Origin of the sequence: Streptomyces sp. NPDC008125, assembly GCF_042957125.1 — a bacterium.
Taxonomy (GTDB): Bacteria; Actinomycetota; Actinomycetes; order Streptomycetales; family Streptomycetaceae; genus Streptomyces.
The window spans coordinates 42341-58351 of sequence record NZ_JBIBHR010000029.1 but is presented as its reverse complement, the minus strand read 5'-3'; the positions used below and the strand labels follow the sequence as shown (position 1 = coordinate 58351).

At 73.1% G+C, this 16011-nt stretch carries 19 protein-coding genes; 16 read left to right on the top strand and 3 right to left on the bottom strand.

Features of this window, described 5'->3' with window-relative positions; all coding sequences use genetic code 11:
• Positions 1-149: 149 nt before the first annotated feature.
• A complete protein-coding gene (locus tag ACFZAX_RS32720; protein ID WP_390966173.1) occupies positions 150-599 on the top strand; it encodes a hypothetical protein in 450 nt (149 codons plus the stop codon).
• Positions 600-1171: 572 nt separating this feature from the next.
• On the opposite strand, the gene ACFZAX_RS32715 is transcribed toward ACFZAX_RS32720, so the two are convergent.
• On the bottom strand, positions 1172-1549 hold the full coding sequence (locus ACFZAX_RS32715) for a winged helix-turn-helix transcriptional regulator (protein WP_390966171.1): 378 nt from the start codon (positions 1547-1549) through the stop codon (positions 1172-1174).
• Positions 1550-1665: 116 nt separating this feature from the next.
• Between ACFZAX_RS32715 and ACFZAX_RS32710 the strand changes: the two genes are divergently transcribed.
• The 9 genes from ACFZAX_RS32710 (at position 1666) to ACFZAX_RS32670 (ending at position 9909) form a co-directional block, all read left to right on the top strand.
• Positions 1666-2028: a DoxX family protein gene (locus tag ACFZAX_RS32710; protein WP_390966169.1), complete on the top strand. Its 363-nt coding sequence runs from the start codon at positions 1666-1668 to the stop codon at positions 2026-2028.
• Positions 2029-2100: 72 nt separating this feature from the next.
• Positions 2101-3975, top strand: a complete 1875-nt coding sequence (gene glmS, locus ACFZAX_RS32705) for a glutamine--fructose-6-phosphate transaminase (isomerizing) (protein WP_390966167.1) — start codon at positions 2101-2103, stop codon at positions 3973-3975.
• A 21-nt stretch (positions 3976-3996) separates the two neighbouring features.
• Positions 3997-4365: a holo-ACP synthase gene (locus tag ACFZAX_RS32700; RefSeq protein WP_327176171.1), complete on the top strand. Its 369-nt coding sequence runs from the start codon at positions 3997-3999 to the stop codon at positions 4363-4365.
• Between the two features lie 107 nt (positions 4366-4472).
• Positions 4473-5924: an NAD(P)H-hydrate dehydratase gene (locus tag ACFZAX_RS32695; RefSeq protein WP_390966164.1), complete on the top strand. Its 1452-nt coding sequence runs from the start codon at positions 4473-4475 to the stop codon at positions 5922-5924.
• Between the two features lie 68 nt (positions 5925-5992).
• On the top strand, positions 5993-6391 hold the full coding sequence (locus ACFZAX_RS32690; RefSeq protein WP_390966181.1) for a DUF488 family protein: 399 nt from the start codon (positions 5993-5995) through the stop codon (positions 6389-6391).
• A gap of 64 nt (positions 6392-6455) precedes the next feature.
• Positions 6456-7595 carry an alanine racemase gene (gene alr / locus ACFZAX_RS32685; protein ID WP_390966162.1) on the top strand — a complete coding sequence of 380 codons (1140 nt, stop codon included), beginning with the start codon at positions 6456-6458 and terminating at the stop codon, positions 7593-7595.
• Between the two features lie 66 nt (positions 7596-7661).
• Positions 7662-8876: an alpha/beta fold hydrolase gene (locus tag ACFZAX_RS32680; protein WP_390966160.1), complete on the top strand. Its 1215-nt coding sequence runs from the start codon at positions 7662-7664 to the stop codon at positions 8874-8876.
• Between the two features lies 1 nt (position 8877).
• On the top strand, positions 8878-9420 hold the full coding sequence (gene tsaE / locus ACFZAX_RS32675) for a tRNA (adenosine(37)-N6)-threonylcarbamoyltransferase complex ATPase subunit type 1 TsaE (protein ID WP_390966158.1): 543 nt from the start codon (positions 8878-8880) through the stop codon (positions 9418-9420).
• Between the two features lie 270 nt (positions 9421-9690).
• Entirely contained in the window at positions 9691-9909 is a 219-nt protein-coding gene (locus ACFZAX_RS32670) for a hypothetical protein (protein ID WP_390966156.1), read from the top strand.
• A gap of 48 nt (positions 9910-9957) precedes the next feature.
• Here ACFZAX_RS32670 and ACFZAX_RS32665 read toward each other — a convergent pair whose 3' ends face one another.
• Positions 9958-10497 (bottom strand): hypothetical protein, encoded by a 540-nt coding sequence (locus tag ACFZAX_RS32665; RefSeq protein ID WP_390966179.1) that lies wholly within the window; start codon positions 10495-10497, stop codon positions 9958-9960.
• Between the two features lie 204 nt (positions 10498-10701).
• Here ACFZAX_RS32665 and tsaB point away from each other — a divergent pair, with 204 nt between their 5' ends.
• The 6 genes from tsaB (at position 10702) to ACFZAX_RS32635 (ending at position 14624) form a co-directional block, all read left to right on the top strand.
• Positions 10702-11349, top strand: a complete 648-nt coding sequence (tsaB, locus tag ACFZAX_RS32660) for a tRNA (adenosine(37)-N6)-threonylcarbamoyltransferase complex dimerization subunit type 1 TsaB (protein WP_390966177.1) — start codon at positions 10702-10704, stop codon at positions 11347-11349.
• A gap of 26 nt (positions 11350-11375) precedes the next feature.
• Positions 11376-11837, top strand: a complete 462-nt coding sequence (rimI, locus tag ACFZAX_RS32655; RefSeq protein ID WP_387367372.1) for a ribosomal protein S18-alanine N-acetyltransferase — start codon at positions 11376-11378, stop codon at positions 11835-11837.
• A gap of 5 nt (positions 11838-11842) precedes the next feature.
• The gene (gene tsaD, locus ACFZAX_RS32650) at positions 11843-12958 is read left to right on the top strand and encodes a tRNA (adenosine(37)-N6)-threonylcarbamoyltransferase complex transferase subunit TsaD (protein WP_390966175.1); all 1116 of its coding nucleotides are present in this window, start codon (positions 11843-11845) and stop codon (positions 12956-12958) included.
• The gene (locus ACFZAX_RS32645) at positions 12955-13224 is read left to right on the top strand and encodes a hypothetical protein (RefSeq protein ID WP_390966154.1); all 270 of its coding nucleotides are present in this window, start codon (positions 12955-12957) and stop codon (positions 13222-13224) included. The genes tsaD and ACFZAX_RS32645 overlap by 4 nt, the downstream gene beginning before the upstream one ends.
• Before the next feature lie 143 nt (positions 13225-13367).
• Complete coding sequence (locus ACFZAX_RS32640; RefSeq protein WP_390966152.1) at positions 13368-13832, top strand: VOC family protein; 465 nt, start codon at positions 13368-13370, stop codon at positions 13830-13832.
• A gap of 141 nt (positions 13833-13973) precedes the next feature.
• Complete coding sequence (locus tag ACFZAX_RS32635; protein ID WP_390966150.1) at positions 13974-14624, top strand: hypothetical protein; 651 nt, start codon at positions 13974-13976, stop codon at positions 14622-14624.
• Here ACFZAX_RS32635 and ACFZAX_RS32630 read toward each other — a convergent pair whose 3' ends face one another.
• Positions 14625-15860, bottom strand: a complete 1236-nt coding sequence (locus tag ACFZAX_RS32630; protein WP_390966148.1) for a methyltransferase domain-containing protein — start codon at positions 15858-15860, stop codon at positions 14625-14627. It lies immediately after the preceding gene.
• Positions 15861-16011 lie beyond the last annotated feature (151 nt).

Genomic DNA, 16011 nt, shown 5'->3' with positions numbered 1-16011 from the left:
TGACGGATCACGCAACGTCACCAGGGGATACTCCCACCCAAACCCCGCACCATCAAGTGCCTGACCTGCACTGACGCGCTAACTCACCGGCATTGACTTGACCTGCGAAAAAGCAGGTCGAAGGCTTCGCTTAGCATACGTACTACGTGGTGGCGGGCACCACCCCCGTCCTCGTCCATAACTGTGACATCAACTACGACGGGTATACGTACCGTGGTCTCAACAAGAAGCACCCGGGCCGTGAGGACGCCCTTCATGGGCGTGCGGTGCCCAAGGGTGGTTCGGCGACCATAGAGCAGCATGTGGGCGCAAACCGAACGGACTCGGTCTTCACCTCATGGACGGATGCCCTGGAAGTCGCGGCCTTTCATGCGGAGAACGCCGGTGATACGTATATCGGAGAAGGTGGTGTCATCTTGCGCATCAGGACTGCTGACATCGATCCGCCCGTGGGTCCGTCGAGAAATATTCAGGTTCACGACACTGACTACGCAAGGGGATCTTTTTATGAGGATGAACATCTCATAGTCGGAGAAATTCATGCCCCGGAAATCAGCTTCGACCTAGGGGAAACCTGGTCGAAGGTTGCCCGTGGGTGAGATGAGCGAGGTGTCTGTGGATGAACTGCTTACCTCGTACGAGTTCGGCTCCGAAGCTGCCCTCCGTGCAAAAGAAGCACTTCGTTCAGAAGCGCACCTCCAGGCGCCGCCTCTTTCTAATTCGGCGGCGGCCATCCGGAGCATGTGCTACACGAGGTTGCAAATCGTGCACCTGCGTGGCGGGCGAACCTTCGGGGATGCTGAATGCCTGGCGAGTCTTGCTGAAATGGGTGAGCGGGACGTTGTTCTGGCTTTCGTGGACGATCGCGAACGAACGGGTTGGATGTACCATCTCTATCTCGACCCGTGCCGGCTCGTTGTAGCCGGATGCGTAGGAGTCAACTTCGCCGAAGTTGACTCCTCCGACGGCCCACCCGGATAACCGGCGGGCAGTCCCGTCGTCGCAGTGACTCAGCGGCCCCACCGGATCTCAAGCTGTTTCCGGTGGGGCCGCGTCCTGTTGTACTGCCGCGTAGGTGCGGCTGTCTCATGCCCGATATCTGGGCGGTGGTTCGCGGAAGACCGGAAAGCCGGTCGCGGCGGTGCGGAGGCGTCCGTCGCCCGGCGCCCCCTCACGCCCGCCCCGCGTCCCACTCCTCCCGGCTGACCTCCACCGCCGCCCCGTGGTCCACCGCCCACTCGGCCAGCGCCACCGCCGGCCCGATCAGGGTCCGTCCCCGCGCCGTGAGTTCGTACTCGACCCGGGGCGGCACCTCCGGGTAGGACGTCCGGCGCACCAGCCCGTCCCGCTCCAGGTTCCGCAGGGTGCGGGTCAGCATGCGCTGGGAGATGCCGGGGACGCGGTGCTGGAGTTCTCCGAAGCGGAGGCGTTCGCCGTCGAGGGTGGCCACGACCAGCAGGGACCAGCGGTCGCCGATGCGGTCCAGGAGGCCCCGGATCGTACGGCCGCCGTCGCCGCGGATGAGGCAGGAGCCGCGGTTCTTCGACATGGGCAACCGTCCCTTTCTCCGCTCACGCACACCGGTGTGCCTTTTGTAGGTGCTGGTGGCCGCGCCCATCATGTGGGTCCGCACCGGTCTGCTCATCATCATGACGGAGGACGAGGATGGACATCGCCTACTGGATCGTCGCAGCGCTTCTGGCGGTCTTCTACCTCTACGCCGGAGGCAAGAAGGTCGCCCAGAGCAAGGAGCAGCTCGCGCCCATGATGGGCTGGGTGGACACCGTGCCGATGGGGGCGGTCCGGGGGATCGGGGCCGTCGAGATTTTCGGCGCCGCCGGGTTGATCCTGCCGCCGCTCACCGGGATCGCCCCCGTTCTCGCGCTGGTGGCCGCGCTCGGCCTCGCCGTACTCCAACTCCTCGCGGGCGGTCTGCATCTGTCGCGGGGTGAGGTCAAGGAGACCGGGCTCAACGCCGCGCTGATCGTGCTCGCCGCCGTGGCCGCCTGGCTCGCCGTGGCCAGATAGAGCCGGCAGGCCCCACGCCCACCCCTTCCGTAACCCCCGCCCTCCCCGCCTCTCCCGCCTTATCGTGCCGACATGTGTGGAATCGTGGGTTATGTCGGATCACAGTCGGCGCAGGACGTGGTCGTCGCGGGGCTCAAGCGGCTGGAGTACCGGGGATACGACTCCGCCGGGGTTGCCGTACTGGCGACCGGGGCGGACGGGCCGGATGGGGCGCACGGAGGGCTCGCCAGCGCCCGTAAGGCGGGCAAGCTCGTCAACCTGGAGAAGGAGCTCAAGGACCACCCGCTGCCCGCCGGGCTCACCGGCATCGGGCACACCCGGTGGGCGACGCACGGGGCGCCGACGGACGCCAACGCGCATCCGCACCTGGACAACGCGGGCCGGGTCGCCGTCGTGCACAACGGGATCATCGAGAACTTCGCCACGCTGCGCACCGAGCTGACCCGGCGCGGGCACGACCTCACCTCGGACACCGACACCGAGGTGGTGGCGCACCTGCTGGCGGAGGAGTTCGCGGCCGGCAGCGGCCTCGCCGAGTCGATGCGGCGGGTCTGCCGCCGTCTCGAAGGGGCCTTCACCCTGGTCGCCGTACACGCGGACGAGCCGGGCACGGTCGTCGGGGCGCGGCGCAACTCGCCGCTGGTGGTGGGGGTCGGGGACGGGGAGGCGTTCCTCGCCTCGGACGTCGCCGCGTTCATCGCGCACACCAGGGACGCCGTCGAGCTGGGCCAGGACCAGGTGGTGGAGGTGCGCCGGGACCGGGTCACCGTCACCGGGTTCGACGGTACGCCCGCCGAGGTGCGCGGGTACCACGTCGACTGGGACGCCTCCGCCGCCGAGAAGGGCGGGTACGACTCCTTCATGCTCAAGGAGATCGCCGAGCAGCCCCGGGCCATCGCGGACACCCTCCTCGGGCGGATCGACGGCGAGGGCGCGCTGACCCTGGACGAGGTACGGCTGTCGCCGAGCGTGCTGCGGGAGATCGACAAGGTGGTCGTGGTGGCCTGCGGCACCGCGTACCACGCCGGTCTGATCGCGAAGTACGCCATCGAGCACTGGACCCGGCTGCCCTGCGAGACCGAGCTGGCCAGCGAGTTCCGCTACCGCGACCCGATCCTCTCGCCGAACACCCTGGTCGTGGCGATCTCGCAGTCCGGCGAGACCATGGACACCCTCATGGCGCTCCGGCACGCCCGGGAACAGGGCGCGCACGTGCTCGCCATCTGCAACACCAACGGGTCGACCATCCCGCGCGAGTCCGACGCCGTCCTTTACACGCACGCCGGGCCCGAGGTCGCGGTCGCCTCCACCAAGGCGTTCCTCACCCAGCTCGTCGCCTGCTACCTGGTCGCGCTCTACCTCGGGCAGGTGCGCGGGACGAAGTTCGGGGACGAGATCCGTACGATCGTCCGCCAGCTCTCCGAGATCCCCGACGCCGTCGAACGCGTCCTCGCCACCATGGAGCCCGTCCGCGAGCTGGCCCGTTCCCTCGCGCACAAGAACACCGTGCTCTTCCTCGGCCGGCACGTCGGCCACCCGGTGGCGCTGGAAGGGGCGTTGAAGCTGAAGGAGCTCGCGTACATGCACGCCGAGGGGTTCGCGGCGGGGGAGTTGAAGCACGGGCCGATCGCGCTCATCGAGGAGGACCTGCCGGTCGTCGTCGTCGCCCCGTCCCCGCGCGGGCGGTCCGTCCTGCACGACAAGATCGTCTCCAACATCCAGGAGATCCGCGCCCGGGGCGCCCGCACCATCGTCGTCGCGGAGGAGGGCGACGAGACCGTCGCCCCGTACGCCGACCACCTCATTACGATTCCACCGACGCCTACGCTGCTTCAGCCCCTGGTCGCCACGGTCCCGTTGCAGGTCTTCGCCTGCGAACTCGCGACGGCCCGGGGCAACGAGGTGGACCAGCCGCGCAACCTGGCGAAGTCCGTGACCGTGGAGTAGCAGAGGAACGAGGGTGGGCCCGTGATCATCGGGGTCGGAATCGATGTGGCCGAGATCGCGCGGTTCGACGCCGCGCTGGAACGTACGCCCCAGATGGCCGAGCGGCTCTTCCTCGACCGGGAGCTGCTGCTGCCCGGCGGCGAGCGGCGCGGCATCGCCTCGCTCGCCGCCCGGTTCGCCGCCAAGGAGGCCGTCGCCAAGGCCCTCGGGGCGCCCGGCGGCCTCCTCTGGACCGACTGCGAGGTCTGGGTGGAGGAGAGCGGGCAGCCCCGCCTCCGGGTCACCGGCACGGTCGCCGCCCGCGCGGAGGCCCTGGGCGTCCGCAGCTGGCACCTCTCGCTCAGCCACGACGCGGGGGTGGCGTCCGCCATGGTGGTCGCCGAAGGTTGAGGGGTGGGCCGGGGGCTTGTGCGGGCGGGCGTACGGGTACGTGTGAGCCGACCCGCCGAATGATCGTTTTCTGGACGCGTTCCTCCTGACCTGCGAAGGGCTGACCGATGCGTACCGCTTACAGCGTGGAGACCGTACGGGCCGCCGAGCGGGCCCTGATGGCGCGGCTGCCCGAGGGCGCCCTGATGCAGCGGGCCGCCGCCGGGCTCGCCGTCGCCTGCGGGGACCTGCTCCGGCGCAACGGCCGGGTGTACGGGTCCCGGGTGCTGCTCCTCGTCGGGAGCGGCGCCAACGGCGGCGACGCCCTCTACGCGGGCGCCCGGCTGGCCCGGCGCGGGGCGGGGGTCAGCGTCCTGCTCACCGCGCCCGACCGGGCCCACGCGGCCGGGCTCGCCGCGCTGCGCGCGGCCGGCGGACGGGTGCTGGACCGCCCCGAGGAGGCCGGGATCGTCGACCTCGTGGTGGACGGGATCACCGGCATCGGCGGCCGGGGCGGGCTGCGCCCGGAGGCCGCCGCGCTGGTGAAGGCGGTCACCGAGCGGCACGGGGCGCCGGTCCTCGCGGTGGACCTGCCCAGCGGGGTGGAGGCGGACAGCGGGGAGGTGCACGGCGAGGCGGTACGCGCCGACGCCACCGTCACCTTCGGCACGTACAAGCCGGGGCTGCTCGTCGATCCCGGCGCCGAACGGGCGGGCGGGCTGCGGCTGGTCGACATCGGCCTCGGCCAGGAGCTGCCGGAGCGCCCCGACCTGGAGGCGCTCCAGTTCGCGGACGTGGCGGCGCTGCTGCCGCTGCCCGGCGCGGAGAGCGACAAGTACGGCCGGGGCGTCGTCGGCGTGGTCGCCGGTTCCGAGCGGTACCCGGGCGCGGCGGTCCTCGCCGTCGCCGGGGCGCTGCGCGGCGGCGCCGGGGCTGTGCGGTACGCGGGGCCGGGCGGGGAGACGGTGATCGCCCGGTTCCCCGAGACCCTGGTGCACGAGGGGCGGCCCTCGCAGGCGGGCCGGGTGCAGTCCTGGGTGGCCGGACCCGGGCTCGGCGACGGGCGGGCGGCCACCGCCGCCGTCGAGGACGTGCTCGCCACCGACGTGCCCGTGCTGATCGACGCGGACGGGCTGCGGCTGATGGACGGCGACGCCGTGCGCGCCCGCTCGGCGGCCACCGTCCTCACCCCGCACGCAGGGGAGGCCGCCGCGCTGCTCGGCGTGGAGCGCGCGGAGGTGGAGGCGGGGCGGCTCACCGCCGTACGCGAACTCGCCGCCCGCTACCGCGCCACGGTCCTCCTCAAGGGGTCCACCACGCTGATCGCGGAGGCCGGCGACACCCCCGTACGGGTGAACCCGACCGGGACCGCGTGGCTCGCCACGGCGGGCAGCGGGGACGTGCTCTCCGGGCTGATCGGTTCGCTGCTCGCGGCCGGCCTCGCCCCGCGCGACGCCGCCTCGGTCGGCGCCCACCTGCACGGCCTCGCCGGACGGCACGGCGCGGACGGGGCACCCGTCTCCGCGCAGGACATCGCCGAGGGCATCCCGGCCGCCTGGCGCGACGTGCGCCGGGGCTGAGCATGCGGGGGCCGCCCGCCGGGACCACCCTGGAAGCGGCGACGGACACCGACCGGGAGGTGGCAGCCATGGGGAAGAGCGGCATCCGGGTCCGCAGGGTCTACGACCCGCCCGAGCCGCGCGCGGACGGCGTGCGGGTGCTTGTCGACCGGCTCTGGCCGCGCGGGGTGTCGAAGGAGAGGGCCGCCGTCGACCGGTGGCTGAAGGACATCACCCCCTCCGACGAGCTGCGCGGCTGGTACCACCAGGACCGCTCCGGTGCCCGGCACGACGCGTTCGTCGACCGCTACCGCACCGAACTCGACGACTCCGCGCACGCCGAGTCGGTCGCCCTCCTGCTGGGTCTGCTGGAGGGGGACGACCCGGTGACCCTGGTGACCTCCGTCAAGGACATCGACGCCGGCCATGTGCCGGTCCTCGTCGAGTACCTGGAGCACGCGCGGGCCCACCGGCCGGGCGGCGGCTGAGCACGAGGCGCGGAAGGCCCCGCGCGCCGGGGCCCCGTGCGGCGACCTGAGAGACTGGGCCGCGATGAACGAGAAAGCGTCCTTGAGAGCCCGGGCCGAGATCGACCTCGCCGCACTCCGCGCCAACGTGCGCGAGCTGCGCGCGCGGGCGGGCGGGGCCCAACTCATGGCCGTGGTGAAGTCCGACGCCTACGGCCACGGCGCCGTGCCCTGCGCCCGCGCCGCGCTCGAAGCCGGTGCGACCTGGCTCGGCACCGCCACTCCGCAGGAGGCCCTGGCCCTGCGCACAGCCGGTCTCGACTCCCGGATCATGTGCTGGCTGTGGACGCCCGGCGGCCCCTGGCGCGAGGCGGTCGAGGCCGACATCGACGTCTCCGTCAGCGGCCTCTGGGCGCTCCGCGAGGTCGTCGCCGCAGCCGGGGAGGCGGGCCGGGCGGCCCGTATCCACCTGAAGGCCGACACCGGACTCGGCCGCAACGGCTGCCAGCCCGCCGACTGGCCCGAGCTCGTCGCCGAGGCGCGTACCGCCGAGGCGGCCGGGACCGTCCGCGTCACCGGCCTCTGGTCCCACTTCGCCTGCGCCGACGAGCCCGGCCACCCCTCGATCGCCGCCCAGCTCACGGTCTTCCGCGACATGGTGGCGTACGCCGAGAAGGCCGGCGTGGAGCCCGAGGTCCGGCACATCGCCAACTCCCCGGCCACCCTGACCGTGCCGGAGTCCCACTTCGACCTGGTGCGCACCGGCATCGCGATGTACGGCATCTCGCCCAGCCCCGAGCTGGGCGCCCCCGCCGACTTCGGGCTGCGCCCGGTGATGACGCTCTCCGCCTCCGTCGCCCTGGTCAAGCAGGTCCCCGCCGGGCACGGCATCAGCTACGGCCACCACTACACGACCCCCGCCGAGACCACCCTCGCCCTGGTGCCCCTCGGGTACGCCGACGGCATCCCGCGCCACGCTTCGGGTCGTGGACCGGTGCTGGTCGCCGGCCGGGTGCGGACGGTCGCCGGGCGGGTCGCGATGGACCAGTTCGTCGTGGACCTGGAGGGCGACCGCACCGAGCCGGGCGCCGAAGCGGTGCTGTTCGGGCCGGGCGACCGGGGCGAGCCGACCGCCGAGGACTGGGCGGTGGCGGCGGACACCATCGCGTACGAGATCGTCACCAGGATCGGTACGCGGGTGCCCCGGGTACACGTCAGCGCGTAGCGGCGGCTGCGCCGTACGGCACCACCGGCGAGCACGGACCACGACCACGGACGAGGAGCGGGCACGGTGAGCGACAGCAGTGCGGGAGCCTCGGGGGACGCGGTGATGGCGGCTGCCGCGGCCACGGCGGGCGGATGGCGCCGGGCCGGGTTCGCCGGGGCCGCCATAGGGGTGCTCGCGGCCGGTGCGGCGGCCGGGGTCGCCGTGGAACGCCTCACGGTCGGCCGGGGCATGCGGAAGAAGGCCCGCCTGGCGTTGGACGCCTCCGGGCCGTACGGCGCCCTGCGCGGCACCCCGGGCCAGGCGGTCGCCGACGACGGCACCGCGCTGTACTACGAGATCGACGAGGCCGAACCGGCGGCCACCGGGAGCGTCGGCTCCACCGGGTCGCGCAAGCGCCGCCTCTTCGGCCGCAAGTCCCCCGGCCCCGTCACCGTCGTCTTCAGCCACGGCTACTGCCTCGCCCAGGACTCCTGGCACTTCCAGCGGGCGGCGCTGCGCGGGCTGGTCCGTACCGTCCACTGGGACCAGCGCAGCCACGGCCGGTCCGCGCGCGGCAGGTCACAGGCCGACGGGGTGCCGGTCACCATCGAGCAGCTGGGCCGGGACCTGAAGGCGGTCATCGACGCGGCGGCCCCCGAGGGGCGCCTCGTGCTGGTCGGGCACTCGATGGGCGGCATGACGATGATGGCGCTGGCCGACCAGTACCCGGCACTCGTCCGGGACCGGGTCGCCGCCGCCGCGTTCGTCGGCACTTCCAGCGGACGGCTCGGCGAGGTCAACTTCGGGCTGCCGGTCGCGGGCGTCAACGCGGTGCGCCGGGTGCTCCCCGGGGTGCTGAAGGCGCTCGGTACGCAGACGGAGCTGGTGGAGCGGGGCCGCAGGGCCACCGCCGACCTCTTCGCGGGCCTGATCAAGCGGTACTCGTTCGGCTCCCGGGACGTGGACCCGGCGGTCGCCCGGTTCGCCGAGCGGCTCATCGAGGCGACCCCCATCGACGTCGTCGCGGAGTTCTACCCGGCGTTCACGGAGCACGACAAGAGCGCCGCGCTGCCCGTCTTCCGGGACATGCCGGTGCTGATCCTGGCGGGCGACAAGGACCTGGTCACGCCCAGTTCCCACAGCGAGGCCATCGCCGACGTGCTGCCCGAGGCGGAGCTGGTCATCGTGCCGGACGCGGGCCATCTGGTGATGCTGGAGCACCCCGAGACGGTGACCGACCGGCTCGCGGACCTGCTGGTGCGGATCGGAGCCGTACCCGCTCCGACTAACGTGGTCTGACATGGAAGCACCGCACAACGGCCGGGCCGCCGAGATCGCGGCGGCCCCGGACGCCGTCACCGTACGCATCGCCGTCGAGTCACCCGAGCAGATGACCGAGCTCGGCCGGGAGCTGGCCGGGCTGCTGGCCCCCGGCGACCTGGTGATGCTCACCGGCGAACTCGGCGCCGGAAAGACGACCCTGACCCGGGGCCTCGGCGAGGGACTCGGGGTGCGGGGCGCCGTCACGTCCCCCACCTTCGTGATCGCCCGGGTCCACCCTCCGCTGGCGGACGGCCCCGCCCTGGTCCACGTCGACGCGTACCGCCTGGGCGGCGGGCTCGACGAGATGGAGGACCTGGACCTCGACGTGTCGCTGCCGGACTCGGTGGTGGTCGTGGAGTGGGGCGACGGCAAGGTCGAGGAGCTCTCCGACGACCGGCTCCACGTGGTCATCGACCGCGCCACCGGAGACACCGACGACGAACGCCGCGAAGTGACCCTCGCGGGTGTCGGGGCGCGCTGGGCGGACCTGGGAACCCGGATCGGCGGGCACCCGGCCTGACTCCGCCCGGTCCGGGGCTCCCGGTCCGGCTCCACCCGGTCCGGCTCTCCCGGCCTGATTCCGGCACACCCCCTGCGGGGCGTCTTCCTCCGGGGAGGCGCCCCGCAGGCGTGTCCGGGTGGCCCGGTGGCGAAGGCGAGGCGGGTCCCGGGGTGGTTTCCGACAGGCTGTCGGTAAAATGTTGCGCAGACGGCCCCGCCCGTGGTGGTATGGGTTGGCGAACTTGTTAGGTATACCTAACTACTCCTCCAGTGGAGCCCAGGAGGCATCATGCCGACGCCCGAGCGAGAAGCCCGGTACCCGTCCCCCTCCGGGGTGCCGATGAAGGATCTGCTCGCGTCGTGTGCGGCGGCCAGCGCCGTGTCGACCCCTCCGACCGCGCCGCCGGCACCCGCGGCGGACGACGCCGACGCCGTGGCGGAGGACGACACCGGGTTCGCGGCCAGGGTGCACGGAATCAGGCCGCCCGCGCGGCGCGAAGCGGCCTGAGCCCCCGAAAAGGCCCGGCTCTCCGGGGAAGTCCGGGGAAACGCCCGGCTACGGGACGACGACGACCTTCACGGCGACCGTGGCGAACGACCACATCGCGTCGGCGTCCGCCCGCTTCATCCGCACCCCGCCGGTCTTCAGCGTCGGGTCCGGGGTCGGCAGCGAGCCGTCCTGCGCCGCGCTGAAGCCGATCACGGTGTCGTCCACCTCGGCGAACCGCACCACGTGCTCGATCGGCACGCCGTCCGAGCCCGTCACCGAGCCGGTGCGGGAGAAGACGGCGTACGAACCCGGCTCGGGGCTGACGCTGCTCGCGACCACCTTGAACGTCCGCGACGCCTTGCCGTCCTCGCCGACCAGCCACACCCGCCGCTCCTTGAGCGCGTACACGACCCGGAGGCCGGTCCCGGAGCCGTCCGGCACCGCGAGCGGGTCGGCCTCGGGGGCGGACGGCTTCGCGGACGGCTTCGCGGACGCGGAGGCGGAGACGCTCGTCGAGGGGGCGGCCACCGAATCCGGGGCGTTCGCCGACGCCTGGTAAGCGAGGAATGCGACCGCGGCGACGGCCGCCGCCGTGAGCCCGGCCACGATTCCCGAGCTGCCCCTTGCCACCTGAGCTCCCCTTTCGCATGCGGTCCGCCGCATGCCGCCTGTCGCATGTCGTACAAGGTTTACGTCGTACTCGCGTATCCCGGGTGACGGTAGCAGCAGCCACGGAGCGGGCCGGGACGACGTACGGGAGCGATGCCCCGGTCGCCGGAGCCGTAGGCTGTTTGCGTGCTCTTGCTCGCCATGGATACCGCCACCCCCGCCGTCACCGTCGCCCTCCACGACGGCACCTCCGTCGTCGCGGAGTCCGGCCAGGTGGACGCCAGACGCCACGGGGAGCTGCTGCTCCCCACCGTCGACCGCGTCCTCTCCGAAGCCGGAACCACCCTCGACGCCGTGACCGGCATCGTCGTGGGCGTCGGCCCCGGCCCGTACACCGGGCTGCGCGTCGGCCTCGTGACCGCCGCGACCTTCGCCTCCGCGCTCTCCGTCCCCGTGCACGGGCTGTGCACCCTGGACGGACTCGCGTACGCCGCCGGAGAGGCCGGGATCACCGGGCCCTTCGCCGTCGCCACGGACGCCCGCCGCAAGGAGGTCTACTGGGCGCGGTACACGGACCCCCGCACCCGGACCGGCGGCCCCTCCGTCGACCGGCCCGCCGACATCGCCGAGGAACTGGCCGGCCTCCCCGTCGTCGGCGCCGGAGCGGTGCTCTACCCCGGCTCCTTCCCCGACGCGCGCGGACCCGAGCACGTCTCGGCCGGAGCGCTCGCCGCGCTCGCCGCCGAACGCCTCGCCGCCGGTGAGAAGCTGCTCGACCCGCAGCCGCTCTACCTCCGCAGGCCCGACGCGCAGGTCCCGAAGAACTACAAGGTGGTCACCCCGAAGTGACCGTCCCGACCACTGAACTGCGCGAGATGCGCTGGTGGGACATCGAACCGGTGCTGGAGCTCGAACACGAGCTCTTCCCGGACGACGCCTGGTCGGCCGGGATGTTCTGGTCCGAGCTCGCCCACGCCCGCGGCCCGCACGCCACCCGGCGCTACGTCGTCGCCGAGGAACCGGCCACCGGGCGGATCGTCGGCTACGCCGGACTCGCCGCCGCCGGCGACCTCGCCGACGTGCAGACCATCGGCGTCACCCGCGACCACTGGGGCGGCGGCCTCGGTTCGGAACTCCTCACCGACCTCCTGAAGCACGCCACCGCCTTCGAATGCGCCACCGTGCTGCTCGAAGTCCGGGTCGACAACACCCGCGCCCAGAAGCTCTACGAACGCTTCGGCTTCGAGCCGATCGGCTTCCGGCGCGGCTACTACCAGCCGGGCAACATCGACGCACTCGTCATGCGCCTCCACGTACAAGGAACAGAGAATGGCTGATGGCAATGGCTGACGAACCGCTCGTTCTCGGCATCGAGACCTCCTGCGACGAGACCGGCGTCGGCATCGTGCGCGGCACCACCCTCCTCGCCGACGCCGTCGCGTCCAGCGTGGACACCCACGCCCGCTTCGGCGGAGTCGTCCCGGAGATCGCCTCCCGCGCCCACCTGGAGGCGATGGTCCCCACCATCGAGCGCGCCCTCAAGGACGCCGGGGTCAGCGCCCGCGACCTGGAGGGCATCGCCGTCACCGCCGGTCCCGGCCTCGCCGGAGCGCTCCTCGTCGGCGTCTCGGCCGCCAAGGCGTACGCGTACGCGCTGAACAAGCCGCTCTACGGCGTGAACCACCTGGCCTCGCACATCTGCGTCGACCAGCTGGAGCACGGCCCGCTGCCCGAGCCGACCATGGCCCTGCTGGTCAGCGGCGGCCACTCCTCGCTGCTGCTCGCCCCCGACATCACCAGCGACGTACGGCCGCTGGGCGCCACCATCGACGACGCGGCGGGCGAGGCCTTCGACAAGATCGCCCGCGTGCTGGATCTCGGCTTCCCCGGCGGCCCGGTCATCGACCGGCTGGCCAGGGAGGGCGACCCCGAGGCCATCGCGTTCCCGCGCGGCCTGACCGGCTCCCGCGACCCCGCGTACGACTTCTCCTTCTCCGGGCTCAAGACCTCCGTCGCCCGCTGGATCGAGGCGAAGCGCGCGGCCGGCGAGGAGGTGCCGGTACGCGACGTGGCGGCGTCCTTCCAGGAGGCCGTGGTCGACGTGCTGACCCGCAAGGCCGTCCGCGCCTGCAAGGACGAGGGCGTGGACCACCTGATGATCGGCGGCGGCGTCGCCGCCAACTCCCGGCTCCGCGCGCTGGCCCAGGAACGCTGCGAGCGCGCCGGAATCCGGCTCCGGGTGCCCCGCCCCGGACTCTGCACCGACAACGGCGCGATGGTCGCCGCCCTCGGCGCCGAGATGGTCGCCCGCAACCGGCCCGCCTCCGACTGGGAGCTCTCCGCCGACTCCTCGCTGCCGGTGACGGACCCGCACGTACCGGGCGCCCAGCACGATCACGGTCATACCCACGACCACGACCACGTGCACGAGATCAGCAAGGACAACCTGTACTCATGACCGTCGCACTGATGTGGGAGGCCCGCGCCGCCGACGGGCGGGGTACGGAACTGCTGGAGTGGGCCCGTGCCCGGGCCGGCGAACTCGCCCGCACCCCGCTCCGCACCGAGCTGCTGCGCGCCCCGAAGGACCGGGTGCTGGTGATCACCTGGTGGCCGGGGGAGTACGGCGACCAGCTGCCGGAACTCCCCGAGCCCGACGGACGGCTGATCACCCGCGCGGTGCACCGCTGGCGCTTCGAGTCGCTGGGGCCGGTCGACTCCTGACCCCACCGTGGGACGGGGGCCGCCGCCGTACGGGCGGCGGCCCCGCGTGTCCGATGAGTTCCGGGCGCCCGCCGGGTCTACCTTCCAGAGCCCCGGACCGGTGACCGGGCCCGGGCCGAGCGGGACCCCTGGAGGAGAAGACCATGCAGAAGATCACCCCCTGTCTCTGGTTCGACGGCCGGGCCGCCGAGGCCGCCGACTTCTACGTCTCCGTCTTCGGCGGCGACTCGCGCGTCCTGGAGACCAGCCACTACCCGGAGGGCTCCCCGGGCGAGGCCGGCGCCGTGATGACCGTCCGCTTCCGGCTCGCGGACCAGGAGTACACCGGCCTCAACGGCGGACCCGCCTTCCACTTCACCGAGGCCGTCTCGCTCTCCGTGGACTGCGCGGACCAGGCCGAGGTGGACCGGCTGTGGGCGGCGCTCACCGAGGGCGGCGAGGAGAGCCGGTGCGGCTGGCTCAAGGACAGGTTCGGGCTGTCCTGGCAGATCGTGCCGCGCGCCCTCCCCGACATCCTCGGCGGCCCCGACCGGGACCGCGCCGACCGCGCCATGAAGGCGATGATGGGCATGGGCAAGCTCGACGTGGAGACGCTGCTCAACGCGTGAGAGCGGACCCGGCGACGCGTGGGAGCGGACCCGGCGACCGGTGGCCGCCAACCGGTCGCCGCGCGGCGGACGTTCTGCGCCGGAGGCGGTAACCGTCCACGGAAGCACGGCCGTTGTCGGCCGGCTCGGTAGGGTCGGGCCATGCCTTCGAGAGCCCCGCTGCCCCCGCCTCCACCGCCCGCGGAGATCCGGTCCTGGCCGGACCGCGCCTCCCTGCTCGCCGACCGGGCCCAGGTCCTCGGCGGGCTGGTGCGGCTGCACGTCGGCGGCGGACGGCTCGCGCTGCTGCTGACCTGGGGCGGAATCGCCGCCGTCGGCTGGGCGTTGGTCGGTACGTCGATGATCTTCTTCGAGGAGTCCCTCGACCCGATCACCGACCTGATCGCGGTCGCCGCCCTCTTCGTCGGCATCGCCGTGCTCGTCCCGGCGGCCGTGTTCCTCGGCCTCGACATCGTGCGGGCCCGCAAGGTCCGCGCGCTGCTGGCCGGCTGGGGCGCGCTCGACCGCGACCCCGACCGGGACGGGACGTTGCGGATGCCCGGGCTCGGACTCGCCTGGCTGCTGGTGTCCTACGTCCTGGGCGCCGCGGGCCTCTTCGCCTGCTTCGCCGTCCCGGCGGCGGCCACGCCGGGCGAGGACCCGTACGGCCTGGTGGTCCTCGGCATGGGTGTCGGCCTCTGCGCGTGGATCACCGGGCTGACCGGCGCGGTCACCGCGGTCGCGCACCGCCGCTGGGTGGTGCGGGTGCTCGGGCGCGGCGGGTCCCGCCGGACCGCCCCGGCTGCGGGCTGATCAGCATTCCGGGCGGAAGGGCCGGCCGACCAGCATGGTCGGGGCGCCGGCGACCCGGGTCAGCAGGACCGTCGCGGAGTTCGGCCCCGCGAGCTTCATCCGGCGGCGCACCTCCTCCGGCTCCACCGCCGACCCGCGCTTCTTCACCGTCAGCACCCCCACCTCCCGCTCCCGCAGCAGCGCCTTCAACCGCTTCATGTTGAACGGCAGCCGATCGGTGATCTCGTACGCGGAGGTGTACGGGGAGGAGTACGGCTCGTCGCTGGTGACGTAGGCGATCGTCTCGTCGATCAGCCGCCCGCCGCACCGGGCCACGATGTCGGCGACCAGGCTGGCGCGGATCACCGCGCCGTCCGGCTCGTACAGATAGCGCCCTACCGGGCCCACCGGCGGGGCCGGCAGCGGGGAGCGGGTGGCGAGGGTGGCGCCGGACGGCAGCAGGGTCGCCCGGTAGGAACCGGCCTCGAAGCCCTCGCCGTACCAGAGCACCGCCTCCTTCACGTCCCCGCCGTCCGAGATCCACTCGGCCTCGGCCTCCGGACCGATCGCCTCGTGCGGGATGCCCGGCGCGATCTTCAGGGCCGCGCGCGGGGCCTTCAGCGCGGCGGCGGTCGCCCAGGAGAGCGGTGGCGAGTACGCCTCGGGGTCGAAGATCCGGCCGCGCCCGCCGCGCCGGGCCGGGTCGACGAAGACGGCGTCGTACCCGGCGGTGTCGATGCCGGTCACGTCGGCGCACCGGACCTCGATCAGCCCGCCGAGGCCGAGCGCCTCGGCGTTGGCGCGGGCCACCTCGGCGGTGAGCGGGTCGCGGTCGACGGCCAGCACCGCGATGCCCGCCCGGGCCAGCGCGATGGCGTCGCCGCCGATGCCGCAGCACAGGTCGGCCACCCGCCGCACCCCGCCGAGCGCCGCGAACCGTCCGGCGCGGTACGTGGCGACGGAGGTACGGGTCGCCTGCTCGACGCCGTCGGGCGTGAAGAACATCCGGTACGCGTCCTCGGCGCCGAACTTCGCCACCGCCCGCTGGCGGAGCCTGGCCTGCCCCAGCGCGGCCGAGACCAGGTCCGGGGCGTGATCGCGGCGCAGCCGGGTGGCGGTGGCCAGTTCGCGCGCCGGGTCGTGGTCACGCAACTCGTCCAGGAGGGCGGCGCCCTCGGGCGTACGCAGGGCGGCGAAGGAGGCGAGCGGGTCGGCGGGGCCGTCACCGGCGGGGAGAGGTGCGTTCACCCGTCCCATTGTGGGCCAGGCCGTGTCCTGCCCTTCCCGTCGGGCGGGCGGCGACGGCCACCCCGGGCCGCACCCCGGCTCCCGCTGCGTCCCCGGCGTTCCGCTTCCCACGGGGTTGTGCGCCAGGCGGGGGACGCGGCCGGACGGGCGGCGGTGTCGG

What these genes read in the sequence shown, in the direction of transcription:
- tsaE (WP_390966158.1), top strand. Translation starts at nt 8,878, where the DNA reads ATGGAAGCACCGCACAACGGCCGGGCCGCCGAGATCGCGGCGGCCCCG.
- ACFZAX_RS32645 (WP_390966154.1), top strand. Translation starts at nt 12,955, where the DNA reads ATGACCGTCGCACTGATGTGGGAGGCCCGCGCCGCCGACGGGCGGGGT.
- ACFZAX_RS32670 (WP_390966156.1), top strand. Translation starts at nt 9,691, where the DNA reads ATGCCGACGCCCGAGCGAGAAGCCCGGTACCCGTCCCCCTCCGGGGTG.
- tsaB (WP_390966177.1), top strand. Translation starts at nt 10,702, where the DNA reads ATGGATACCGCCACCCCCGCCGTCACCGTCGCCCTCCACGACGGCACC.
- ACFZAX_RS32630 (WP_390966148.1), bottom strand. Translation starts at nt 15,860, where the DNA reads ATGGGACGGGTGAACGCACCTCTCCCCGCCGGTGACGGCCCCGCCGAC.
- ACFZAX_RS32635 (WP_390966150.1), top strand. Translation starts at nt 13,974, where the DNA reads ATGCCTTCGAGAGCCCCGCTGCCCCCGCCTCCACCGCCCGCGGAGATC.
- alr (WP_390966162.1), top strand. Translation starts at nt 6,456, where the DNA reads ATGAACGAGAAAGCGTCCTTGAGAGCCCGGGCCGAGATCGACCTCGCC.
- rimI (WP_387367372.1), top strand. Translation starts at nt 11,376, where the DNA reads ATGCGCTGGTGGGACATCGAACCGGTGCTGGAGCTCGAACACGAGCTC.
- ACFZAX_RS32710 (WP_390966169.1), top strand. Translation starts at nt 1,666, where the DNA reads ATGGACATCGCCTACTGGATCGTCGCAGCGCTTCTGGCGGTCTTCTAC.
- glmS (WP_390966167.1), top strand. Translation starts at nt 2,101, where the DNA reads ATGTGTGGAATCGTGGGTTATGTCGGATCACAGTCGGCGCAGGACGTG.
- ACFZAX_RS32690 (WP_390966181.1), top strand. Translation starts at nt 5,993, where the DNA reads ATGGGGAAGAGCGGCATCCGGGTCCGCAGGGTCTACGACCCGCCCGAG.
- ACFZAX_RS32640 (WP_390966152.1), top strand. Translation starts at nt 13,368, where the DNA reads ATGCAGAAGATCACCCCCTGTCTCTGGTTCGACGGCCGGGCCGCCGAG.
- ACFZAX_RS32715 (WP_390966171.1), bottom strand. Translation starts at nt 1,549, where the DNA reads ATGTCGAAGAACCGCGGCTCCTGCCTCATCCGCGGCGACGGCGGCCGT.
- ACFZAX_RS32695 (WP_390966164.1), top strand. Translation starts at nt 4,473, where the DNA reads ATGCGTACCGCTTACAGCGTGGAGACCGTACGGGCCGCCGAGCGGGCC.
- tsaD (WP_390966175.1), top strand. Translation starts at nt 11,843, where the DNA reads ATGGCTGACGAACCGCTCGTTCTCGGCATCGAGACCTCCTGCGACGAG.